A 21779-nucleotide genomic window follows, 5' to 3' on the forward strand; every position below is an offset into this window, starting at 1 on the left:
AGTCTATTTGACATTAATGATGTCTATATCCTGTTTTATTAAATGTGTCTTTTATTTAAAAAAAGGTTTGAAAAAAATCAAACCCTACTTAAACATATTATGTCTGAAAAAATATACTGTGGCAACAACGCATGCCAATATAGCTACAAAACTTGGAAACCACACAAATGGAAATGGCAACTGCACATTCATTCCATAGAATCCAAAAATAATATTTGGAATGGCCATAACGATTGTTATTACAGTCAACTTATTCATGACAATATTCATATTATTAGAAATGATACTTGCGAATGTATCCATGGTACCTGCCATTGTATTTGAATAAATATTACACATTTCAATAGCCTGATGAATTTCAATCATGACGTCTTCTAACAAATCCTCATCTTCTTCATACAATTGAATTTGTTTACCACGCATAATTTTACTCAATGTAACCTCATCTGATTTTAACGATGTTGAAAAATAAACTAGTGATTTCTCCAAGCCTAACATTTCAATCAATTCATCATTTTCTACAGATTGATGCAACCGCGTTTCTGTTCGACTTGATAAGCGATCAATTTGACGTAGACAAATCAAGAATCTTTGTGAAATACGTAATGCTAAAAGTAAGAAAAATCTTGTTTTTAAACGTGTATCCATGCCTTTGATTCTTCCTTGTGACATTTCTAAAATGCTCCAGTTTTCATATAAACTAATTGTAACAACATATCCTTTTAAAATCACGATACCAACCGGTAATGTAGAATATGTTGAATCAATAGAATCGTCATCTTCATTTTCAGCACTTGGGTAGTCAAAGATAATCAAAGCTTGCCTAAAATCATCATCATAATCGATATGTGAGCTTTCTTCTTCATCCAATGAAGACTTCACAAATTCAGGCAAAACCCCAATTTGTTCAATCAAATAATTTCTTTCTTCTTCTGTAGGCGCAACCGCATTGATCCAACAACCTGGTTCTGGCTCTGTAATTTTGCGTGTTCCATCTTCAAATGTTTTATAAAACTCTAACACAATTTGTCCTCCTTATATTCTAAACGAAGACAAATCTCATGCCTCCGAACATATATTCTTTTCTATTGTTAAAATAACTCGGGTCTGGAGACATGTTTCCACCTACTTTCTACTAAAGAACATTGTATCATATTCATGTCAAATTCTTGCAAATTTTCACAAAAAAATGACTAGCTCAGGCTAGTCATAAGGTTTATATTCAACAGTTTCTTTGTCAAAATCAATAAACAATTGAAACGCATTACGATTTTTGTCTTCATCCCAGATTTCAACAAACTTAGGTGTAACTTCAATTAAAATTTCAGTATCAATGTGAGAATATGCATTATAGCTTTGCCATAAGAATTCTTTATACTTCTTTTCAAAGATACGACCTGGTTCATCGACTACTAATCCTAAGTTTTTAGCAGTTCCCTCAACTTGTACTCCATTAAAGCACATAGCTACTTTATTATTTTTAAATAATTGTTGTGTTTTTCTGAAGTTTTTATCTGTCTTAAAATAAATTTTGTCGTTGTAGAAAACACAACTAACATTTCTTACCATAGGATAATCATCTACACAGCTTGCTAAAGCCATGATTTTATAATCCCCTAATTTTTCATCCATGATTTTCTTTGCTTCTAAAAGTTCCATTTTTATCCTAACCTTTCATTACTAATATTAAAACCACAATTGATACTATGATAAATGCGCTCACAATCCCAACATCCTTTGTAAGACCTTCATTTACATTCGATTGAGGAACAAATTGTGTATTTCTCAATGCATTTACTAATGGTTTATAAATCAACATTGCGAATGCTGCATTTAATGCACATTTAATAATATTGAATGGAACAATACCCGGAAGTAACATGCCTACCACTGCACTTCTTGGCATTTGATAATAAATAGGTGTAATAATATAGTTCCATAAAGTCATACTCAATGTACAGCATACTGTTCCTAATACCAAACCAATAACAGCTCCTTTTTTAGAATGTTTATACTTATAAACACAAGCTGCAACGCATGCGAATGTACAAGTTGAAATCACATTCATCAATACGTCTAATAAGTTTCCTCCACGGAATACAATTTCTAAGAATGAGCATAAAAGACTCATAATAAATGATGTCATAGGACCATAAATAAATCCTGCAATCACAATAATGATATCTTTTGGATCATAGCTTAGAAAAGATACGGCTGGTACAATTGGAAATTGTATCAATAGGTTTAAAACCATTGCCATCGCGCTTAAAATCGCAATTGTTGTTAGTTTCTTTGTTGAACTCATAAATCATCAATCCCTTCGTATATCAACTAAAAAACGTGCCTAAAGAAAATCCTCTAGGCGCGTTTAAATATACAAAAGAATATATAAAAACATCTTCTTCCATCCAGACTATACTGTCGCCACTGGAATTTCACCAGTTCATGCAAATTGCTCGCGGGGTCTACCGCCGATAGGGAATTTCACCCAACCCTGAAGATTCAATTTATGCAGAATCAGTATACACTTATTTACAATAAAAAAAAAGAGCAAATTAAATTGCTCTTAGTAGTTCCTTAAATCATAAGCCATGTTCTGTTCCACTTACGTGGTGACAGTCATTTATCTATAGCTTAAAGCTATCCAGCCTTTCTTTCGTTTCATTCCAGCCGGTTCCCCTACCAAATTTGGGTTTCTCGCTTGTGGGGTTTACCCGTTCCACCCTATACGTTTCCATATAGATTCGTCTCTGTGGCACTTTTAAAGTTTATTTACATAGTTTCCCTTAGCAAACAAAACAGCCGTCAAGTAAAAACTTGCCTAGACTTATTTATTCATCTAGCACAAACACTACAATCATCACAGATTGTGCGAGCATGGACTTTCCTCTAACTATCTAAGTAGCCAGCGACTGTCGATTTAATTCACTATTCTTCACTTTGATTAAATACAGCTTTTTCCAAACGTGCAATACGTTTTAAGATATCTACTGTGTTACTGTTTCCATTCACAAAATCAGAATTTACTTTTTCATTCAAGTTTTCATTCTCACTTTGTAGCGCAAACAACTGTTGCTGCAACTCTTTAATTTTTTCTTCATAACGAGTGACTGCAGCACCTAATTCTTCTACTTTTTCATCGTATTTCTGATAGTCTTCAATGACCATATCTAGAAATTCATCTACTTCAGCAGGGGCATATCCCTTCAAGTCTACATGAAATTCTTTTTCATAAATTTCCTGAGCTGTCAAATTCATATCTTTTGCCATATATAGTCCCCCTATATCTACCTAAATATTATGAATGTTTTGTGCAAAAAAATCAACTCTGACTTTTCAGTTTCATTGAATGTTCATCCTTTTTCATATATAATGTTCGTGATGAGCACTATTAAATATCCAAATGCAATTTCAACCATAAATACAATGCAACAAAAGAGTTATAGTTCAAGAGGTATGCGTCTTGAAAATGATATAAATGACTCTAATAAATATTATCGAGAACTTGATAAAGCATTAATTTATAAAAAGCCAACGCCAGTTCAGGTTGTTCATGTTGATTATCCAAAAAGGCAGCGTGCAAAAATAACTGAGGCTTATTATAAAACGCCATCAACAACCGACTATAATGGTGTATATCGAGGTAAATATATTGATTTTGAAGCTAAGGAAACCAAAAATAAAACTAGTTTTCCACTCTTTATGATTCACCCTCATCAAATCAAGCATCTCAAAAAAGTTGTATTTCATGGAGGCATTGGTTTTTTCATCATTCGATTTAATTACCATAATGAAACGTATCTTGTTGATTCAAAGCTGCTCATAGATAAAATAGAAAGTATAGATAAAAGTTCCATACCTTATGCTTGGTTTCAAAGACATGGAACTCTTATTCAAGAAGGATTATATCCTAGGTTAGCGTATTTAAAAGTTGTAGATGAACTCTATTTTAAGGAGGATAAGTAAATGGCCCAACCACAAAACGAACAAAAAAAGCCACAAACACCAAAAACAAGCAGAAGAAAATTAGATATATGGAATAAATTAGCTGTATGTATTCTATCTATTTTTTTAGTTGGATGTATATCTGTATTCTTTGTGCTTGTTAATATTATTAATGATCCTGATGGAATGCGTTTTTCACAAGATGGTTTAACCACATTATCCAATTCAAGACTATATGATTCTTCAGGAAATGTATTCTACGAACTAGGAGATGAAATTCGTGAAGATGTAACATATTCACAAATTCCACAATCTGTAGTAGATGCTTTCCTTTCAATCGAAGACTCACGTTTCTTTGATCATAATGGTTTTGACTTGCCTCGTTTCTTAAAATCAGCTATGGCAAATTTAAAATCTGGTAGTTTAGCTCAAGGTGGTTCAACATTAACAATGCAAATGATTGATAATGCATTCACGAAAAACCAAGAGAAAAAAATTGAAACGGAACAAGGTCCTGTTACCACAGTTCAAAAATTAAAATTAAAAATTCAAGAAATCTATTTATCATTAATAGCTGAACAAAGTATTAATAAAGAACAAATCTTTGAATACTATGTAAACCGTATTTGGTTTGGTTCAGGAAATAACACGCGAGGTATTCAAAAAGCTGCGCAATACTTCTTCAATAAAGATGTGTCTCAATTAAATTTAGGTGAAGCTGCCTTCTTGGCTGGCTGTATTAATGCACCAGACACATACAACCCATTAAACAATTTAAATGAAGCAAATTCTACATTGGATCATTTAAAAGCTGCACAGAAACGTAGAAACGTCACTTTGGAATTGATGATGCAACATGGATATATTACGGAAGAAGAATTTAATCTTGCTTCAAATCAAGATTTATCATTCTCTCTACAATATATTGAAAAAACGAACGAAGATCCAAACCAAGCTTATATCACACAAACATTAAGTGAAGTTATGGAATTAACTGGACAAGACCCTGCCATTATCCCAATGGATATCTATACGGCATTAAACCAAGATGCTCAAAAACAAGCAGATGAAATCTGTAAAGGAAATATCGTTCAATATCCAAATGATGCATTCGATGTAGGTTTCTCAATGATTGAAAATGACACTGGTGAAATCATCGCAGTTGGTCCTGGTCGTCGCTATCATTCAGATTCAGTTAAAGTGGATAACTCAACAGATACTAAACAACCAGGTTCAACAATGAAACCATTGCTTGCCTATTCAAGCACATTTGATATTTTAGGTTGGTCTACTGTTCACCAGGTAAATGATAAGAAAAAAGACTATTGGAAAAACGGTTCTTATGCTCCGGCAAACTCAGATGGAAAATTCAATGGTAAAATGAGTTTACAAGATGCTTTAGGTGTTTCAAAAAATACAACAGCAGCCCAAGCAATGATAGATTTAGTTACAGCTAAAGGCTATGACTATTGGAAAGATTTCTGTAAGAAATTAGGTTATAACGACGATGTTGCCGAAGGATTCAACGAACAATATTCAATTGGTGGTTCTGGAATGATCGCAACTCCAGTCCAACAAGCAAGTGCATACTCCATGTTAGCTAATGGTGGTAAACGTGTAGAGGCACATAGAGTTCGTAAAGTAATTCGTAGATCAGATAAAAAAGAATTTGAAACAAACGCAAAGACATATGAATTGATCAGTGAACAAGCTGCTTGGATGATGTCAGTATTACTTGAAAAAGTCGTTTCTGGAGGCTACAACAACTTCAACAATATTCTAGGTGGTAATTATCCAGTATATGCCAAGTCAGGAACAACAGACTGGCAATCTGAAGGTGCTCTCTATAAGATTCCTGCAGGCACATCAAAAGATGAATGGTCTGTAGGTTATACTAATAAATATACAATCGCATGCTGGAGTGGATATACAACGGAATATATTAAACAAGGCTATTATGTAACACTTCATGATTTAAATGTTGCGACGGCATTCCATATTTCACACTATATGTTAGATTACATGCAAAAATATGCTACATATTCTGCTATCGAAAAACCAAGCGGTATCTCTGACTATAAGGGTGGATACATCAAAGATGAATTTAAATCTAAAGGTGATACAGCTTCCGAGAATTCAGATGCACAAGATGCCTGTGAAGCCGGTGGCGGTGAATGGGATGATGAAACTGATACTTGTACAAGACCAGACGACGAAAAAAGACAAGCTTGTGAAGCCGATGGTGGTACATGGGATTCTGAAGCAGGTACATGTACTAAAGAAGACACCGAAACAAATGATGCTGAAACAACTTGTACAAACAATGGTGGTACTTGGGATGGTAGTGCTTGTACATATCCAACTCCTGAACCTGAACCTGAACCAACTCCAACACCAGACCCATCTACTCCTGAAACAACAGGATATATTTGGTATGATGGAAGAAGTTTATACAACATATTTGATAGGCTATAACGCTGAGTGCTCCAACGAGCACTCTTTTTATTTGAAAAAAAACAGGGATTACTTCCCTGTTTCAAGTATTCTATTTGCGATTTGAAGCTGTTCTTCACTTGGTGGATTTATTCCTTCTAAAGGATAATCTAAACCTAATTCTTTCCATTTATAAGCGCCTAACGTGTGATATGGAAGGACTTCTACTCTTTCTACATTATTTAATGTATTGATAAATTGATGAAGCTCATCCAAATATTTTTCATCTGTATTTATAGTTGGAACCAACACATGACGAATCCATACAGGCATTTGAATCTTGGATAAATACTGCGCTAAATTTAGAATATTTTCGTTTGTATGTCCCGTTAATTCTTTATGTGCTTTTTCATCAATATGCTTAATATCTAATAGAACTAAATCCGTGACACTCATTAGTTGTTTAAATTTAGAAAAGAATGATTCTTCAAAAGTAAATGGTTGACCACAAGTATCTAATGTAGTATGTATTCCTTCTTTTTTAGCTAATGTAAAGAGTTCAATCAAGAAATCGATTTGAAGTAATGGTTCTCCTCCACTAACTGTAATGCCGCCAGTATCTTTCCAGTAAGGACGATATCGTAAAGCCTTCTTTAATACGACTTCTGCAATTTGATCTGGCTTTTTAATTTTCCATGTGTCCGCATTGTGACAAAATTTACAACGCATATGACACCCTTGCATAAAAATGACATATCTTACGCCTGGCCCGTCAACAAGGCCAAATGTTTCAATTGAATGAATCGCTCCTAACATTGTATCCTCCTAACTAGAAAGAGCCTTATTAAAGGCTCTTGTGACATGTACGACTAATAACATCTAATTGTTGCTCACGAGTTAAATCGATGAATTTAACAGCATATCCAGAAACACGAATTGTAAAGTTTGCATATTCCTCTTTTTCTGGATGTTCCATCGCATCTTTTAATTTTTCTACACCAAATACGTTCACATTCAAGTGGTGAGCACCCTGATCAAAGTATCCATCCAATACATTGACTAAGTTATTTACTCTTTCCTCTTCACTGTGACCCAATGCATCCGGATTAATTGTTTGTGTATTACTAATTCCATCTAGTGCATATTCATAAGGAAGTTTTGCGACAGAATTTAATGACGCTAGCAATCCATTTTGTTCAGCCCCATATGCAGGATTAGCACCTGGAGATAATGGCTCCCCTGCTTTTCTTCCGTCTGGAAGTGCACCTGTAGCTTTACCATATACAACATTTGAAGTAATTGTAAGAATTGAAGTCGTTGGTTCACTATCACGATATGTGTGGTGCTTTTCAATCTTACGCATAAATGTCTTTAATAACCATACCGCAATTTCATCTGCACGATCATCATCATTTCCATAACGAGGGAAATCCCCTTCGATTTCATAATCAACTACCAATCCATCTTCATCACGAATTGTCTTAACCTTTGCGTATTTAATGGCACTTAAAGAATCGACTACATGTGAGAATCCGGCAATACCTGTTGCGAAAGTTCTACGAACATCTGTATCAATTAAAGCCATTTGACTTGCTTCATAATAATATTTATCATGCATATATTGAATCAAGTTTAAGATATTTACATATAGACCTGATAACCAATCCATCATGATATCGTACTTATGCATAATTTCATCATAATCCAAATATTCACTTGTGATTGGTTTATATTCTGGACCCACTTGAACTTTTGTCTTTTCATCTACACCACCATTGATTGCATATAATAAACACTTAGCTAAGTTGGCACGAGCCCCAAAGAATTGCATTTCTTTACCTGTTTGAGTGGCACTTACACAACAACATACCGCATAATCATCTCCCCATACAGGACGCATCACATCATCATTTTCATATTGAACACTGCTTGTGTCAATACTTACTTTTGAAGCATATTTCTTGAATGGATCTGGTAGATTTGAAGAATATAATACAGTCAAGTTTGGTTCTGGACTAGGTCCCATGTTTTCAAGTGTATGCAAGAAGCGGAAACATGTTTTTGTGACCATACTTCTTCCATCCATACCTAAACCACCAATATCTAGTGTTGCCCAAACTGGATCGCCTGAAAATAATTGGTTGTAACTAGGAATTCTGGCAAACTTAACCATTCTAAATTTCATAGTTAAATGGTCTACGATTTCTTGAATTTCACTTTCGGTAAATACACCATTTTCTAAATCTCTTTCAAAATAAATATCTAAGAAAGTCGAAATACGACCAACAGACATAGCCGCACCATTTTGTGTTTTGATAGCTGCTAAATATCCAAAATATAGCCATTGTACAGCTTCTAAAGAGTTTTTAGCTGGTTGAGAAATATCAAATCCATAGCTAGCCGCCATGACTTTCATTTCTTTTAACGCCTTGATTTGTTCAGCCAATTCTTCACGTTGACGAATCACATCATCGCTCATTGTTCCATCGCCACAATATGCGAAATCTTTTTGTTTCTGCTCAATTAAATAATCAATACCATAAAGTGCAACACGACGATAATCACCAACGATACGTCCACGACCATACGTATCTGGTAATCCTGTAACAATTTTATTACGACGTGCTAAACGCATTTCTGGTGTGTATGCACTAAATACAGCATCATTGTGAGTTTTATGATATTTTGTGAATATTTCATGTAATTTTTCACTTGGTTTATACCCATAAGTTTCGCATGCCTCTTCACTCATACGAATACCGCCATAAGGCATAAATGCACGTTTTAATGGTTTATCTGTTTGTAAACCAACAACCTTTTCTAAATCTTTATCTAAATATCCGGGTCCATAAGCTGTTAAACTTGAAACCACTTCTGTTTCCATATCCAACACGCCACCTTTGGCACGTTCTTCTTTTTGTAGTTTTTGAAGCTCAGCCCATAAAGTATTCGTTGATTCAGTTGGACCTTCTAAAAAGCTTTCATCTCCATTATAAGGTTTGTAGTTGTTTTGAATAAAATCACGAACATCTACTTCGTCTTGCCATTTACTGCCTTTAAATCCTTGCCATTGTTCTTTCATGATTGCCTCCTTCTAATGACAGTTAGTTTTAACTAACGGTTGCTTAAAGTTTACTATTATTCCTTCGAGTAGTCAATTAAAAAGACCCACCGAAAAGACAAAGTAAACTTGCCCAGACGGTCGGCCTATAACATCATACTTCATGTGGTAACTCCACTTCCGTCAGTCATATGATATTTAAATCATAACAAAGAACTGATAAGTACGCAAGCGTTTTCACCATGGACATGAATTTAGCTTTGTGCTTCTCCAATATTTGTCATTTTAAACCCCTCTCCATGCACTTCATGCGATTCGACAACCACAAAGAAAGATTCAGAATCCGCTTCTTGTACAGCCTTTCGAACTTGATACATTTCTTTACTGTTACATGCACACATTACCACTTGCATATCATCTTGTTTATATCCACCTTGTGCATTTAAAATCGTACTTCCCCTTTGACTTGTTTCATCAATAACCTGACAAATTCTTTTTCCATGTTTTGTCACAATAAAAGCCACTTTACCTGAGTTCATACCATAAATCATTTTATCGACTACAACCGCAAATAATAAATTTACAATCATTCCATAAATCATTCCATCCACATCTTTAAATAGAATACCACCCACTAGAATAATTCCAACATCTGATAAAAAGGCGATATTTCCTAAAGATAAATGTGGTCTTAATGCCTTTACAGCCATAATAATAAAATCAGATCCTCCTGTAGATGAATTTCTTGTATAAATCATCGCATAGCCAATTCCACCAAACACACCTGTACATAATGCAGCGAGTAGTCGATCTCCTTGATAGACTGGAAATAATGGGGCTACATAGTCAATGATCAATGAAGATATAATCATACAGCGAATGGAACTGATAAAAAACTTCTTTCCTAATAATTTGTAACAAAGTATCGCAACAGGTATATTTAATAAAATAGTTGAAAAACCAATGGGAATATTAAATAATCGATAAAAAATAATAGAAATCCCTGAAAATCCTGTCATAGGAAACTTAGCTTGTACGGCAAAGTTATAGATACCAATGGCTACAAAAATACTGCCAACAAGTTCCCACATCATTTGTACCAATAATTCTTTTGTCTTATTCATAAATACCCCCAAAAAAGAAGCGCCTAAGACCAAATCTTACAGTGAAATCACTGCACCTACGATTTGATCCTAGACGCTTTAACCACTCATCCGGTGAAGAGTGAACGTTATTTAAATGTACCAATTTATTGTATGGAACATAGTTATTTAAGTCAAGAAGAATCAGCTAATTCGCCATTTGTGGTATATTCAATCTATACTAGAAATAGTAAGATTTTAGATGAAAGGAGGCCCATTATGGACACAAAAAAGATAGGAGCCTTTATCGCAATGAATCGCAAGAAAAAGGGATATACACAAGAGCAGTTAGCTGAAAAATTAGGTGTGACAAATAAAACCATTTCACGATGGGAAAATGGACATTATATGCCAGATTTATCTTTACTTGAACCACTCAGTAAAGAATTAGATATCACATTAAATGAATTATTAGCTGGAGAAGAGATTGTTAAAGAAGAGGCTATGGAATATTCTGAACAAAACCTAATCCAAACAATTGATTATACAGACAAAAAAATCAAGAATGAACATAAGAAAATATCATTATTCATTATTGGCATAGGTATTTTAATATCCCTTTGCGCATTTACTGTTTTCCCTTCTGAAAGCAGTTGGGGCAGTATCTATTCTATGATTGGATTGTCCTTATTTGTAGTTGGAATATTTAGAGAATTAAAGATCACTTCCCTACTTAAGAAAGGATTGATTTCAACAATTTTATTCATTTTACTTTTAGGCATTTTCTTTATTTTCGACTATGCCAGTGTAAGCCAATTTAAACAACCACCCATCTATCGACTGACTACAATCACAATATTTAGTGATGATGGAAACAAGATGATTGAATACCAAAATCCATTCTACAATGTATTTCGCATCAACGCCGATACACCCAATGAATATTACTTAATTGACAACAAGAAACAATATACCATTGATACCGTTCCAACAAGTCCTTTTAATGTGGATAAAAGTTCATTTGAACAACTAAAAAAATATAAAAATAAATATATTGGAGACAACAGTAATACTTCCCATTTACTAAATGCCTTACCCCTATCGGAATATGGCTATATATTTGAAATTGATTCTGAAAACTATGGACTTACAATAAACTATAATTGTACAGATTGGTACAACAACGAAAACTTATATATACATAAAGCTCTAGTGTACAATTCTGTATCTCTATTCAAATGGATTGATAATCTTGAATACATCACATTTAATTTTAGTGGAAGTAGCTATACAATTACACGAGAACATTGTCCACTCAACAAGAATATTGAACAAAAGATCAATGATAATGAATTTGTATCCGATAGGATGAAATTATTTGAAACAAATTAAAAAAACGCAAACGCGTTTTTTTATTTATGAATAATTTCTTCTGCACGATCTAGTGCAGCACTGATACTATGCTGGAAATTTTCTTTTCCTACAAGCTCAATAAAACCAGCCTTTTCCATGACCTTCATTGGTTGATCATTCACATGTGAGAATACAATCGTGATCCCTTTTGATTCACAAACTTGAACTAAATCCTTTAATGCGTTTAGTGCCGTACTATCTAATGCAGGAACACTACGCATACGAAGAACTAGGCATGTTGTAAAATCTTTGACTACAATTTCTTCAATTACACTAGCTGCCCCAAAGAACAAGGGTCCTGAAATCTCATAAACACGAATCTGAAGTGGAAGCTTTTGAAGATGTTCATCAACATCGGGTGTATCCTCATCTACATATGTCCAGCCATTGACTTTTGTTTCTTCACTCATACGTTTAATGAATAATAAACAAGCAAGTACCATTCCTACTTCAATGGCTACAACCAAATCAAAGATGATGGTTAGCACAAATGAAGTGACTAAAACAATAACATCACTCTTAGGTGCTGTTTTAACTAAGTTCACAAAGGTACGCCATTGGCACATATTGTATGCGACAATAAATAAAATCGCTGCAATGGTAGGCATCGGAATCATTCCGGCATATGGCATTAAAACAACTAATACAATGACCAATGTGATGGAGTGTACCATACCGGCAATTGGTGTTCTTCCTCCTTTTTAATATTGGCAGCTGTTCTAGCGATAGCACCCGTGGCAGGAATTCCACCAAATAAAGCAGATGCGATATTTCCAGCACCCTGCGCAACAAGCTCCATATCCGAGCGATGTTTTCCGTTAATCATACCATCAGCAACAACACAAGAAAGTAATGATTCAATGGCAGCCAACACGGCTATGGTTAGTGCATTCGGTAATGCATTTTGAATCCTATTTAATGATAAGCTTGGAAAATGTAAAGTAGGTAATGCATTACTGATTGTATAAAGATTTCCAATTGTATTTACCTTTAAAGGCAAGAATTGAACCATCAAAATTCCTGCAATAACGGCTAAAAATGAGCCTGGAATTCTTTTAAAGATATATGGAGCAATAATCAATATAGCTAAAGATACTCCACCTACTATGACGGCATCCATATTGATTGTAGAAAAATTGTTAATCACAGCTTCAAATTTTTCAACCGTCTCAATAGGCTTTACTCCATTTGGATAAGTTAATCCAAAGAAATCTTTTAATTGTCCAATCACAATCGTAACGGCAATACCCGAAGTAAAACCTGTCGTAATGGTAAATGGAATAAACTTGATTAGGCTTCCAAAATGACAAAGTCCCATCAAAATCAAAAAGATACCCGCAAGAATAGTGGCAACAATAAGTCCATCCATTCCATCATGGGCTACAATTCCAGCAACAATCGTCGCAAATGCAGCGGTCGGTCCTGCAATTTGTACACTGCTTCCGCCTAGTGCTGAAATGACAAAGCCTGCCACAATTGCAGTAAAGATTCCGGCTTCTGGTCCCACACCTGAAGCAAGTGCTAGGCGATTGATAATGGTAATGCGATAATAGCGACAATAATCCCAGCTGTCACATCTTTGACAAACTGAGACTTATTATAGCTTTTCAGTGATGAAAGTAACATCGGTTTTAGTGAATTCATTTGTTAATATCCCTCTCTTTTTAACAACCTTTAAAGTATACCATAATTTAAGGATTTTTAAGGATATTTCTATAATACTATTTGATATACTGAATATATAACGATAATAAATCAGGAGAATAATCTATGAACAAAAAGACTAAAATTATAATTTTAATCTCAGTATGCATTTTAATTGCCGTTATAGGCATCTATTTCTTATTTCCGAAAGGAAGTAACACCCAAAACATCTATGTTCAAAAAGTATCTACAATCATTGGTTCTTCTAATACGGAAAACCGATATTCAGGTGTAGTAGAATCCTCAGAAACTGTAGATATCAATTCTGATGGAAATAAATCCATTACTGAAATGTATGTTGAAGCTGGTCAAAAAGTAAGAAAAGGCGATAAATTATTTTCTTATGATACGACTGAAGCATCCAATTCCATCGCCCAAAAAAAATTGGATATTGAAGCACAGAACAATGAAATCGCTGCTCAAAATAATACAATTGAAGATTATAAGGCTGAGCTTAATAGAGGTGCAGATAAAGTGGAGATTCAAGCAAGAATCAATGATGCAAGTTATGCGATTCGCCAGGCTCAAAATACAATCAAAGCCACACAGACTGAAATTGATCAATTGAACAAACAAATCGAAAATTCGACCGTTCTTTCGACAATTGATGGAATTATTAAAGAAGTCAATAGAGATGGTGGAACGGGTGAAAATGGAAACCAAAAGCCATTGGTGTCGATTACACAAACTTCAGATTTTAGAGTAAAAGGCTCTATTAGTGAAATGGGATCTATTTCTGAAGGAACAAATGTTATTGTAAGAAGTCGTATAAATGAAGATCAAATTTATAAAGGTACAGTTACCAAAGTGGAAACAGACCCTCAATCCAATTCTAACAATAACGTTTATGGAAATGATTCAAATGAATCTGCATCCAAATATCCTTTCTATGTCACTTTAGATAATAATAAAGGCTTAAAACTTGGACAACACGTCTATATTGAAGTGGATAATGGACAATCCACAAAGAAAAAAGGAATTTGGTTAGATGCGAGTTTTATTGTTTCGGATGACAATGGAAATTCATATGTATGGGTTTCTGAAAAAGGTAAATTAAAGAAAAGAAAAGTAGAACTTGGTAAAACAGATGAAGAAACATCTACCACAAAAATCAAGTCAGGACTAAGCGAGGATGACTATATCGCATGGGCCGATGATACATATAAGGAAGGTATGAAGACAACGACGGAATATCAAACGGAAACGGATGGTGGTGCCAATGCTTCTTAATCTTAAAAACATTTATAAAAATTATGGAAAAGAACCATTGATCGTTCCAGTTTTAAAAGATGTGAGTCTAGAAGTCGAACAAGGCGACTATGTTGCGATTATGGGACCAAGTGGTTCTGGTAAAACAACACTTATGAATATCATCGGATGTTTAGATCGAGCAAGTACGGGTACATACCTATTTGAAGATGAAGATATTTCTGAAATGAATGATGATGCATTAAGTGATTTAAGATTAAATAAAATCGGTTTTGTCTTTCAAAACTTCAATTTATTAAGTTCGGAAACCGCTCAAGAAAATGTAGCTTTACCTTTAATTTATGCAGGAATCCATAAAGAAGAAAGAAATCATAGGGCGGATGTTGCATTAAGTAAAGTTGGTTTACAAGATCGTACAACTTTTAAACCAAGCCAATTGTCCGGTGGACAAAAACAACGTGTTGCGATTGCCCGTGCCCTTATCAATCATCCTAGAATTCTACTTGCCGATGAGCCTACAGGAGCACTTGATCAGGCGAGTGGTAAACAAGTTATGGAATTGTTTAAAGCTTTAAATGATGAAGGTGTGACAATCATTATGATTACGCATGATGCAAGTGTGGCAAGTCATGCCAAAAAGATTCTTCATATCATTGATGGAGAGATCATTGAAAATAAACAAGGAGGTACAGCATGAAGCCTTCTATAAAAAAAGGAATTATTATTGTCTCTGTATGTGCATTTGCCTTGGTTGGAATTAAGTTTTACTTAAGCTTGTCCAATACGATTGAGGTTCATTCTGTATCCAGTTTAAATACAGGCTATTGGGATAATCCATCCACTTCAACAGGGCTTGTATCTAATAGTGATACACAATCGGTTTTATATGATTCTTCTAAAACAATTACACAAGTCTTTGTCAAAGAAGGTCAACAAGTGAGTGTAGGAGATCCATTGTTATCTTATGACTTAACGACACTTCAAAGTGCAGTGGATACAAGTCAATTGGAAGTGGAAAAAGCACAAAATGCGATTACACTTGCCAATCACGAATTAAAAAAATTATTAAATACAACACCTGTTCCAGATGTTGTTGAAAAACCAGAAATTCAAGATCCTACACCTGCACCGTTGCCTAGTGTTCCTACAAAAAATGGAAATGGCTTATATCCATATATTCTTTCTTTATCCCAAGCCGAAAAGAATTTTACAGACTATAAGATTTATTATACAAATACAGAAAGTGAAGCCCCTGAAAAAGGACCTAAAGAAGATGTAAATGCATGGAAAGAAGAAAGAATTAAAAAAACATCGGATCATACATGTTGGTATTGGATTGAATATACATATACAGATGGTTCAAACAATGCGTATGATTCAAAGGATGTTGTAGAGTATTATAGTGACAAACAAAAGATTCCTTATGAAGACATTTCTACAGTTGGAACCAAAAAGAATCCTTATGTGTTTAAGTTAAGTGAAGACCAGGGATTTGTGTATGGAAAACTATTTTTAGACAACAAGAATCTAAATTCATATTTTCGATTTGATGTGTATACAAATGATGATGAAATCAGTTCTTCATGGCTTGTTCGTTGTGACAAGTTTGCCACTAAACAATCTATGAATGAAGGCGATATGTATTCGGTGATTTCACATACGAAAGAAGAACAAAAGTATATAGAGACCGAACAAAATCAAAGTCCAGATAATACATCAGGTTATACAGAAACAGAACTTGCGAAAGCCATTCGTGATAAGAAGCAGGAATTGAAGACGTTAGATTTAGATTTAAGAAAGGCAAAGCTTTCATTAAGTGAAAATAAAGCTTTATTAAATGACGGCATCGTTCGTGCAAAGCGCAGTGGTATTGTGCGTAATATAAAAGATCTATCAAATCCTATTCAAGATGGCAGTGCCTTTTTAGAAGTGGCAACCGGCCAAGGAACTTATATTAAAGGAAGTATTAGTGAATTGATGTTAAACCAAATCAAAGTTGGCGATACCATTTCAGCTTATTGCTGGACAAGTGGGGAAACATTCGATGCCAAGATCCAAAGTATTGATACAGTTCCTTCTTCTAGCAGCAACTACAATGGTTCAGGAAACCCAAATGTGAGCTACTATGGTTTTGAAGCAATCGCCAAAGATGCCTCAAATGTTGCGGTCGGTGAATATTTAGAATTAACCTTCCATTCAAATACAGATACAACGAGTTCAATTTGGCTTTCAAAAGCTTATGTCAAACAAGAAGGAAATAAATATTATGTTCTTAAAGAAAATCATGGAAGATTGAAGAAGCAATATGTAACGGTTGGAAAGATTGTCTGGGGGGATACAGTCGAAATTAAAGAAGGTCTTACAGACACGGATTCTATTGCGTTTGCGTATAGTAAAAATGCCAAAGAAGGCGTTAAGACAAAGAATATGTCGGAGGATGCATCATGATTGAAAATATAAGATTATCCTTTCGAGGCATTTTTGCCCATAAGATGCGATCCTTCTTAACAATGCTTGGAATTATCATTGGCATTGCCTCCATCATTGCGATTGTTTCTACAATTAAGGGAACAAATGATCAAATTGAAAAGAATCTAATTGGTTCCGGAAATAACACGGTAAAAGTAGCTTTATATCAAGAAGATTTGGAATATTCTTTCGATGCAGGCATTCCAGATGGTGTACCTACCGTTTCAAAAGATACACTTGAATCTTTAAAAAATATCGAGCATGTCCAAGGTGCTACGCTTTATCGTTCAAGACAAAGTTATCAAACTATATTTCGTAATAACACTTCTTTAGATGGTGGATACATCATGGGTGTGAGTCAAGACTACTTCTCAATTGTTGGACTCACCATCAAACAAGGAAGAGGCATTACAGAAGATGACAACAAGAAATATAGGCAAGTTGCCGTATTAGATGAAACAAGCGCAAAACTTTTATTTGGTGAAGAAAATCCGATTGGTAAAACGATTGAGATTTCTTCAACACCATTCACAATCGTTGGTGTTTGTGCAGATAAAGAAACTTTTGAGCCTACAATGGAAAGCATTGATGATTATCATACATATAATCAGTCTACGGGTTCTAAAGTCTATGTTCCAAGTGAATCTTGGCCAATCTTTTATCAGTTTGATGAACCGCAAAATGCATTACTAAAGGTGGATGCCACTTCGAATATGACTCGTGTTGGAAAAGAAGCAGCTACTATCTTAAATACAAATGTTTCTTCTTCCAGTGTTCAATATAAAGCACAAGATTTATTAAAGCAGGCTAAAGATATTCAAAATCTTTCTAAATCTACAAATGCGATGTTGATCTGGATTGCCGGTATTTCCTTACTAGTCGGTGGTATTGGTGTTATGAACATCATGCTTGTAACGGTAACCGAAAGAACGAAAGAAATTGGTCTTAAAAAAGCGATTGGTGCTAAGAAAAAAGCCATTCTATTCCAGTTCTTGACTGAAGCTGTAGTACTTACTTCGATTGGAGGTATTGTAGGTGTATTAACAGGTATTGGTTTAGCTAAATTAATATCAATATTCAATGGTACTCCTGTATCCATTAGTATTCCAGCCATGATATTATCCGTATTATTCTCTATGGCAATCGGAATTATTTTTGGATTGTTACCTAGCTATAAAGCTGCAAATCTAGATCCAATTGAAGCTTTAAGGCATGAATAAAAGCTGTAACGACAAAATCGTTGCAGCTTTTTTATTGGTTGTCACACCTAAAATATCTTTATCTATTCTTATTTTTAATCTTATGAACAATTTTAAAAATCAATAAAATTAAAAGTACAATTAGTAAAATAATGACTAAAACGATTGCCACAATCATTGCACTAAATTTATTTGGCTTTTTAATCAAGTCAATTATATTCTTACTATCATCCACAACCTTATGATCATGTGTTGAAGCATAATACTTTGAAAAATTGCTAATCCCATCACCATCAGTATCATCAAAAGAGCGCATATATCTTGCGATTGCATCCCAAGCTTTTAATTCTTTGCCATCTTCTTTAATGATATAATCCTCAAGATTTTCAATTGGATTTCCATCCTTATCTTTAGGTTCAAGTGATAAAAGTCCATATGACATTTTATTTACCGAACCAAGCATCTGCCCTGTATATAGATCTGTCACAACATGATACAGTTGATCATCTTGAATCTCAATTCTTTGGCCTTCTTTTGTAAGATAAAAAACAATCTATTGTGGAAATGACTTTACCTAAAAACAACAGTCAAATATTTGTGAGTAAATACCAAACAGTATTATCAAGCAAAGAAGAGTTACAACATCTTTTAAATGAAGAATAAAATTACAAATTGGACTTGATGGAGATATATTATGAGAGGCAATGATTTCAATCATTCTTATGGTAATTGTAGCGTTGATTGTTTTTTTCTTTGGTGCTGGAATGAACGAAGCAATGAGTGGAGCAATACTACTTTCAATGATTACAGGTTTTGCTTGCACAATTAATGCTATTGAAAAGAACCAGAAGAAATAACCCCCAATTTTTCTACAAGAATTCATACAAAGAAATTAACTTGGTACGAAAACATTTCCCATTCCTCACTTATCACAAAACAAAAAGAGATTTGAATGATGAACACATCAGACAAATCCCTTTTATCATTTACAGGCTAAAATCCATTAAAAATCCTGTTAAAACTCAAAAAAATGGCATTCCAGATAGGAGTCGAACTACGACCTTTCGCTTAAGAGAGTACCATCAATCATCCATTTTATAGCGTAAATAGGTTCGAACAATGATTCAGATACCGTCAACTAAGCCCTACGACACAAAGCCCAAAAAAATTTTAAATCCCCATAGAATCCATATCATTGGACAGTTCTTTATACTTTCGATTATCCACAAAATGTAATCTTTATACAATCTAAATATCTGACTATGAAGAAATATTTTACAGTATTCATGAATATATTTTAAGATGCTATATTTTTCTATGAAGAAATCAATTATCAAAATTATTTAAGACAAAAACCAAAATTAATTTTATTAAAGTTTTTAATATCGATATTTTTGAAGCGACGATAAAACTATGGTATCTTTTAAGCAGTTAATAGCTTTACTATTTTATAACAAGGAGATGAGGCAATGGAAATTACAAAATTAATTGGTGAAACATCTGAATATGACAAGAAGCTAAAACTTGAGATGAAAAAGCCAAAGAGCTGGTGCAAAAGTGTAAGCGCCTTTGCAAATACTTATGGCGGTTCTTTAATCTTTGGAATATCTGATGATAATCAAATAATTGGATTAGAAAACCCAGATAAAGATGCAGAAATAATAAGTGAAATGATTAAATCTCGTTTAGATCCTATTCCTGAATTTAAGATTCGATTTCAAAAAGAAGAGGATAAGGTTTTATTGATTGTAGACATATTGAAGGGAGAAGAAACTCCATATTACTATTCCGGTGATGGCATGTTAGAAGCCTATGTTCGCATAGGAAACGAAAGTGTAAAAGCAAGTTCCACAGAACTAAAACGACTAGTCCTTCATGGCCGTAATACAACATTCGATTCTCAAAACTCCATGTATAAAGTTGAAGATTACGCTTTTTCTAAACTAAGAGAAAGATATAAGAAATGGACTGGACAAAGTTTTAATGACAAGGACCTCATTTCTTTTGGATTAGCAACAAAAGATGGATATCTTACTAATGCTGGTGCATTAATTGTCGATGAAAGTCCTATCCATTATTCTAGAGTGTTTTGCACTAGATGGAATGGATTAACAAAAAGTGGCGGAACAATGGACGCACTGGATGATGCTGAATATTCTGGCAGTCTTATATCCTTGATTGAAAATGGTGAAGGATTTATAAAGCGCAATGCAAAAATGATGTGGCGAAAGACTGCTAATTCAAGAGAAGAACTTCCAGAGTATGTTGAAAGATCATACCATGAAGCATTAGTTAATGCGATTGCCCATCGTGATTATTTGGTAAATGGAAGTGAAGTTCATATTGATATTTATGACGATCGTATGGAAATCTATTCCCCTGGTGGAATGCCAGATGGCTCTGTTATTCAAGACAGAAATCCAACAACAGTACCATCAACAAGGAGAAATCCTGTCATTGCGGATGTATTTAACCGATTAGGATATATGGAACGCAAAGGTAGTGGTTTTGCCAAGATTCTTGATAATTATGCCTTCCAAATAAACTATACTGAAGAAAAGAAACCATATTTCAGATCGGATAGATATCAATTTACAGTCATTATGCCAAATTTAAATTACAATGGCACTCAAGATGTCACTCAAGATGTCACTCAAGATGTCACTCAAGATGATGTTTATACCTTGATTCTAGAAATGATAAAAAGAAACAACAAAATTTCAGCAAAACAGCTAGCAGAAAAGCTTGGGATTAGCATTCGTACTGTGCGTAGAAAGATTAAGGAAATGGATAACATTGAGTACATCGGTCATGGATATAGTGGTTACTGGAAAATAAAAAAGTAAAAACATTAGCATTTGTCATGACTCATATCGGCGTGTTCTATAAAAGATAAAAAACAATCTATCTATTGTGGAAATGACTTTACCTAAAAACAACAGTCAAATATTTGTGAGTAAATACCAAACAGTATTATCAAGCAAAGAAGAGTTACAACATCTTTTAAATGAAGAATAAAATTACAAATTGGACTTGATGGAGATATATTATGAGAGGCAATGATTTCAATCATTCTTATGGTAATTGTAGCGTTGATTGTTTTTTTCTTTGGTGCTGGAATGAACGAAGCAATGAGTGGAGCAATACTACTTTCAATGATTACAGGTTTTGCTTGCACAATTAATGCTATTGAAAAGAACAAGAAGAAATAACCCAATGTCATTAAGTTAAGAAATGACGAACCATCCAGATACTATTTTCTGG

The 21779-nt window shown here is 34.1% G+C and carries 19 protein-coding genes, 1 other RNA gene, 1 pseudogene and 2 riboswitches; of the genes and pseudogenes, 10 read left to right on the top strand and 11 right to left on the bottom strand.

Going from position 1 to position 21779, the window contains the following annotated elements:
* Positions 1-84: 84 nt before the first annotated feature.
* From Q3907_RS07965 to gpsB, 5 genes are all read right to left on the bottom strand, one after another.
* The gene (locus tag Q3907_RS07965; protein ID WP_301897912.1) at positions 85-1023 is read right to left on the bottom strand and encodes a magnesium transporter CorA family protein; all 939 of its coding nucleotides are present in this window, start codon (positions 1021-1023) and stop codon (positions 85-87) included.
* A gap of 180 nt (positions 1024-1203) precedes the next feature.
* On the bottom strand, positions 1204-1659 hold the full coding sequence (locus Q3907_RS07970; RefSeq protein WP_301897913.1) for a pyridoxamine 5'-phosphate oxidase family protein: 456 nt from the start codon (positions 1657-1659) through the stop codon (positions 1204-1206).
* 7 nt (positions 1660-1666) lie between these two features.
* Complete coding sequence (locus Q3907_RS07975) at positions 1667-2305, bottom strand: ECF transporter S component (RefSeq protein WP_295560933.1); 639 nt, start codon at positions 2303-2305, stop codon at positions 1667-1669.
* A gap of 87 nt (positions 2306-2392) precedes the next feature.
* A riboswitch (FMN riboswitch) is annotated at positions 2393-2506 on the bottom strand.
* A gap of 74 nt (positions 2507-2580) precedes the next feature.
* Positions 2581-2924: RNase P RNA component class B (gene rnpB / locus Q3907_RS07980), an RNA gene on the bottom strand.
* A gap of 4 nt (positions 2925-2928) precedes the next feature.
* Positions 2929-3270 (bottom strand): cell division regulator GpsB, encoded by a 342-nt coding sequence (gene gpsB, locus Q3907_RS07985; RefSeq protein WP_117571084.1) that lies wholly within the window; start codon positions 3268-3270, stop codon positions 2929-2931.
* A gap of 156 nt (positions 3271-3426) precedes the next feature.
* On the opposite strand from gpsB, the gene recU reads away from it, so the two are divergent.
* Positions 3427-3966: a Holliday junction resolvase RecU gene (gene recU / locus Q3907_RS07990; RefSeq protein ID WP_295560944.1), complete on the top strand. Its 540-nt coding sequence runs from the start codon at positions 3427-3429 to the stop codon at positions 3964-3966.
* The gene (locus Q3907_RS07995) at positions 3967-6420 is read left to right on the top strand and encodes a transglycosylase domain-containing protein (protein ID WP_301897914.1); all 2454 of its coding nucleotides are present in this window, start codon (positions 3967-3969) and stop codon (positions 6418-6420) included.
* 48 nt (positions 6421-6468) lie between these two features.
* Here the strand turns inward: Q3907_RS07995 and pflA are convergent, their stop codons facing one another.
* The 3 genes from pflA to Q3907_RS08010 form a co-directional block, all read right to left on the bottom strand.
* Positions 6469-7194: a pyruvate formate-lyase-activating protein gene (gene pflA / locus Q3907_RS08000; RefSeq protein WP_301897915.1), complete on the bottom strand. Its 726-nt coding sequence runs from the start codon at positions 7192-7194 to the stop codon at positions 6469-6471.
* Positions 7195-7222: 28 nt separating this feature from the next.
* Positions 7223-9460: a formate C-acetyltransferase gene (pflB, locus tag Q3907_RS08005; protein ID WP_301897916.1), complete on the bottom strand. Its 2238-nt coding sequence runs from the start codon at positions 9458-9460 to the stop codon at positions 7223-7225.
* Positions 9461-9563: 103 nt separating this feature from the next.
* Positions 9564-9640: riboswitch (ZMP/ZTP riboswitch) on the bottom strand.
* 53 nt (positions 9641-9693) lie between these two features.
* Positions 9694-10563: a YitT family protein gene (locus Q3907_RS08010; RefSeq protein ID WP_301897917.1), complete on the bottom strand. Its 870-nt coding sequence runs from the start codon at positions 10561-10563 to the stop codon at positions 9694-9696.
* Positions 10564-10800: 237 nt separating this feature from the next.
* On the opposite strand from Q3907_RS08010, the gene Q3907_RS08015 reads away from it, so the two are divergent.
* Positions 10801-11913, top strand: coding sequence for a DUF4825 domain-containing protein (locus Q3907_RS08015; RefSeq protein ID WP_301897918.1), 1113 nt, complete (start codon positions 10801-10803; stop codon positions 11911-11913).
* 20 nt (positions 11914-11933) lie between these two features.
* Here Q3907_RS08015 and Q3907_RS08020 read toward each other — a convergent pair whose 3' ends face one another.
* Positions 11934-12500 carry an STAS domain-containing protein gene (locus Q3907_RS08020; protein WP_367881500.1) on the bottom strand — a complete coding sequence of 189 codons (567 nt, stop codon included), beginning with the start codon at positions 12498-12500 and terminating at the stop codon, positions 11934-11936.
* Positions 12492-13441 (bottom strand): annotated as a pseudogene (locus Q3907_RS08025) (SulP family inorganic anion transporter); the annotation flags it as partial. The pseudogene Q3907_RS08025 and the gene Q3907_RS08020, both read right to left, overlap by 9 nt.
* A gap of 263 nt (positions 13442-13704) precedes the next feature.
* Between Q3907_RS08025 and Q3907_RS08030 the strand changes: the two are divergent.
* Genes Q3907_RS08030 through Q3907_RS08045 form a run of 4 tightly spaced genes read left to right on the top strand, consistent with a single transcriptional unit; the run spans position 13705 to position 18536 of the window.
* Positions 13705-14868: an efflux RND transporter periplasmic adaptor subunit gene (locus tag Q3907_RS08030; RefSeq protein WP_301897921.1), complete on the top strand. Its 1164-nt coding sequence runs from the start codon at positions 13705-13707 to the stop codon at positions 14866-14868.
* On the top strand, positions 14858-15544 hold the full coding sequence (locus Q3907_RS08035) for an ABC transporter ATP-binding protein (protein WP_301897922.1): 687 nt from the start codon (positions 14858-14860) through the stop codon (positions 15542-15544). The genes Q3907_RS08030 and Q3907_RS08035 overlap by 11 nt, the downstream gene beginning before the upstream one ends.
* Positions 15541-17295, top strand: coding sequence for a biotin/lipoyl-binding protein (locus Q3907_RS08040; RefSeq protein WP_295642446.1), 1755 nt, complete (start codon positions 15541-15543; stop codon positions 17293-17295). Before Q3907_RS08035 ends, Q3907_RS08040 begins: the two co-directional genes overlap by 4 nt.
* Entirely contained in the window at positions 17292-18536 is a 1245-nt protein-coding gene (locus Q3907_RS08045) for an ABC transporter permease (RefSeq protein ID WP_301897923.1), read from the top strand. The genes Q3907_RS08040 and Q3907_RS08045 overlap by 4 nt, the downstream gene beginning before the upstream one ends.
* A 58-nt stretch (positions 18537-18594) precedes the next feature.
* Here the strand turns inward: Q3907_RS08045 and Q3907_RS08050 are convergent, their stop codons facing one another.
* Entirely contained in the window at positions 18595-19002 is a 408-nt protein-coding gene (locus Q3907_RS08050; protein ID WP_301897924.1) for a hypothetical protein, read from the bottom strand.
* Positions 19003-19237: 235 nt separating this feature from the next.
* Here Q3907_RS08050 and Q3907_RS08055 point away from each other — a divergent pair, with 235 nt between their 5' ends.
* The 3 genes from Q3907_RS08055 (at position 19238) to Q3907_RS08065 (ending at position 21727) form a co-directional block, all read left to right on the top strand.
* A complete protein-coding gene (locus Q3907_RS08055; RefSeq protein ID WP_301897925.1) occupies positions 19238-19372 on the top strand; it encodes a hypothetical protein in 135 nt (44 codons plus the stop codon).
* A gap of 612 nt (positions 19373-19984) precedes the next feature.
* On the top strand, positions 19985-21361 hold the full coding sequence (locus Q3907_RS08060; RefSeq protein WP_301897926.1) for a helix-turn-helix domain-containing protein: 1377 nt from the start codon (positions 19985-19987) through the stop codon (positions 21359-21361).
* 231 nt (positions 21362-21592) lie between these two features.
* Positions 21593-21727 (top strand): hypothetical protein, encoded by a 135-nt coding sequence (locus Q3907_RS08065; protein ID WP_265334363.1) that lies wholly within the window; start codon positions 21593-21595, stop codon positions 21725-21727.
* Positions 21728-21779 lie beyond the last annotated feature (52 nt).

Origin of the sequence: uncultured Holdemanella sp., assembly GCF_958348295.1 — a bacterium.
GTDB lineage: Bacteria > Bacillota_I > Bacilli_A > Erysipelotrichales > Erysipelotrichaceae > Holdemanella.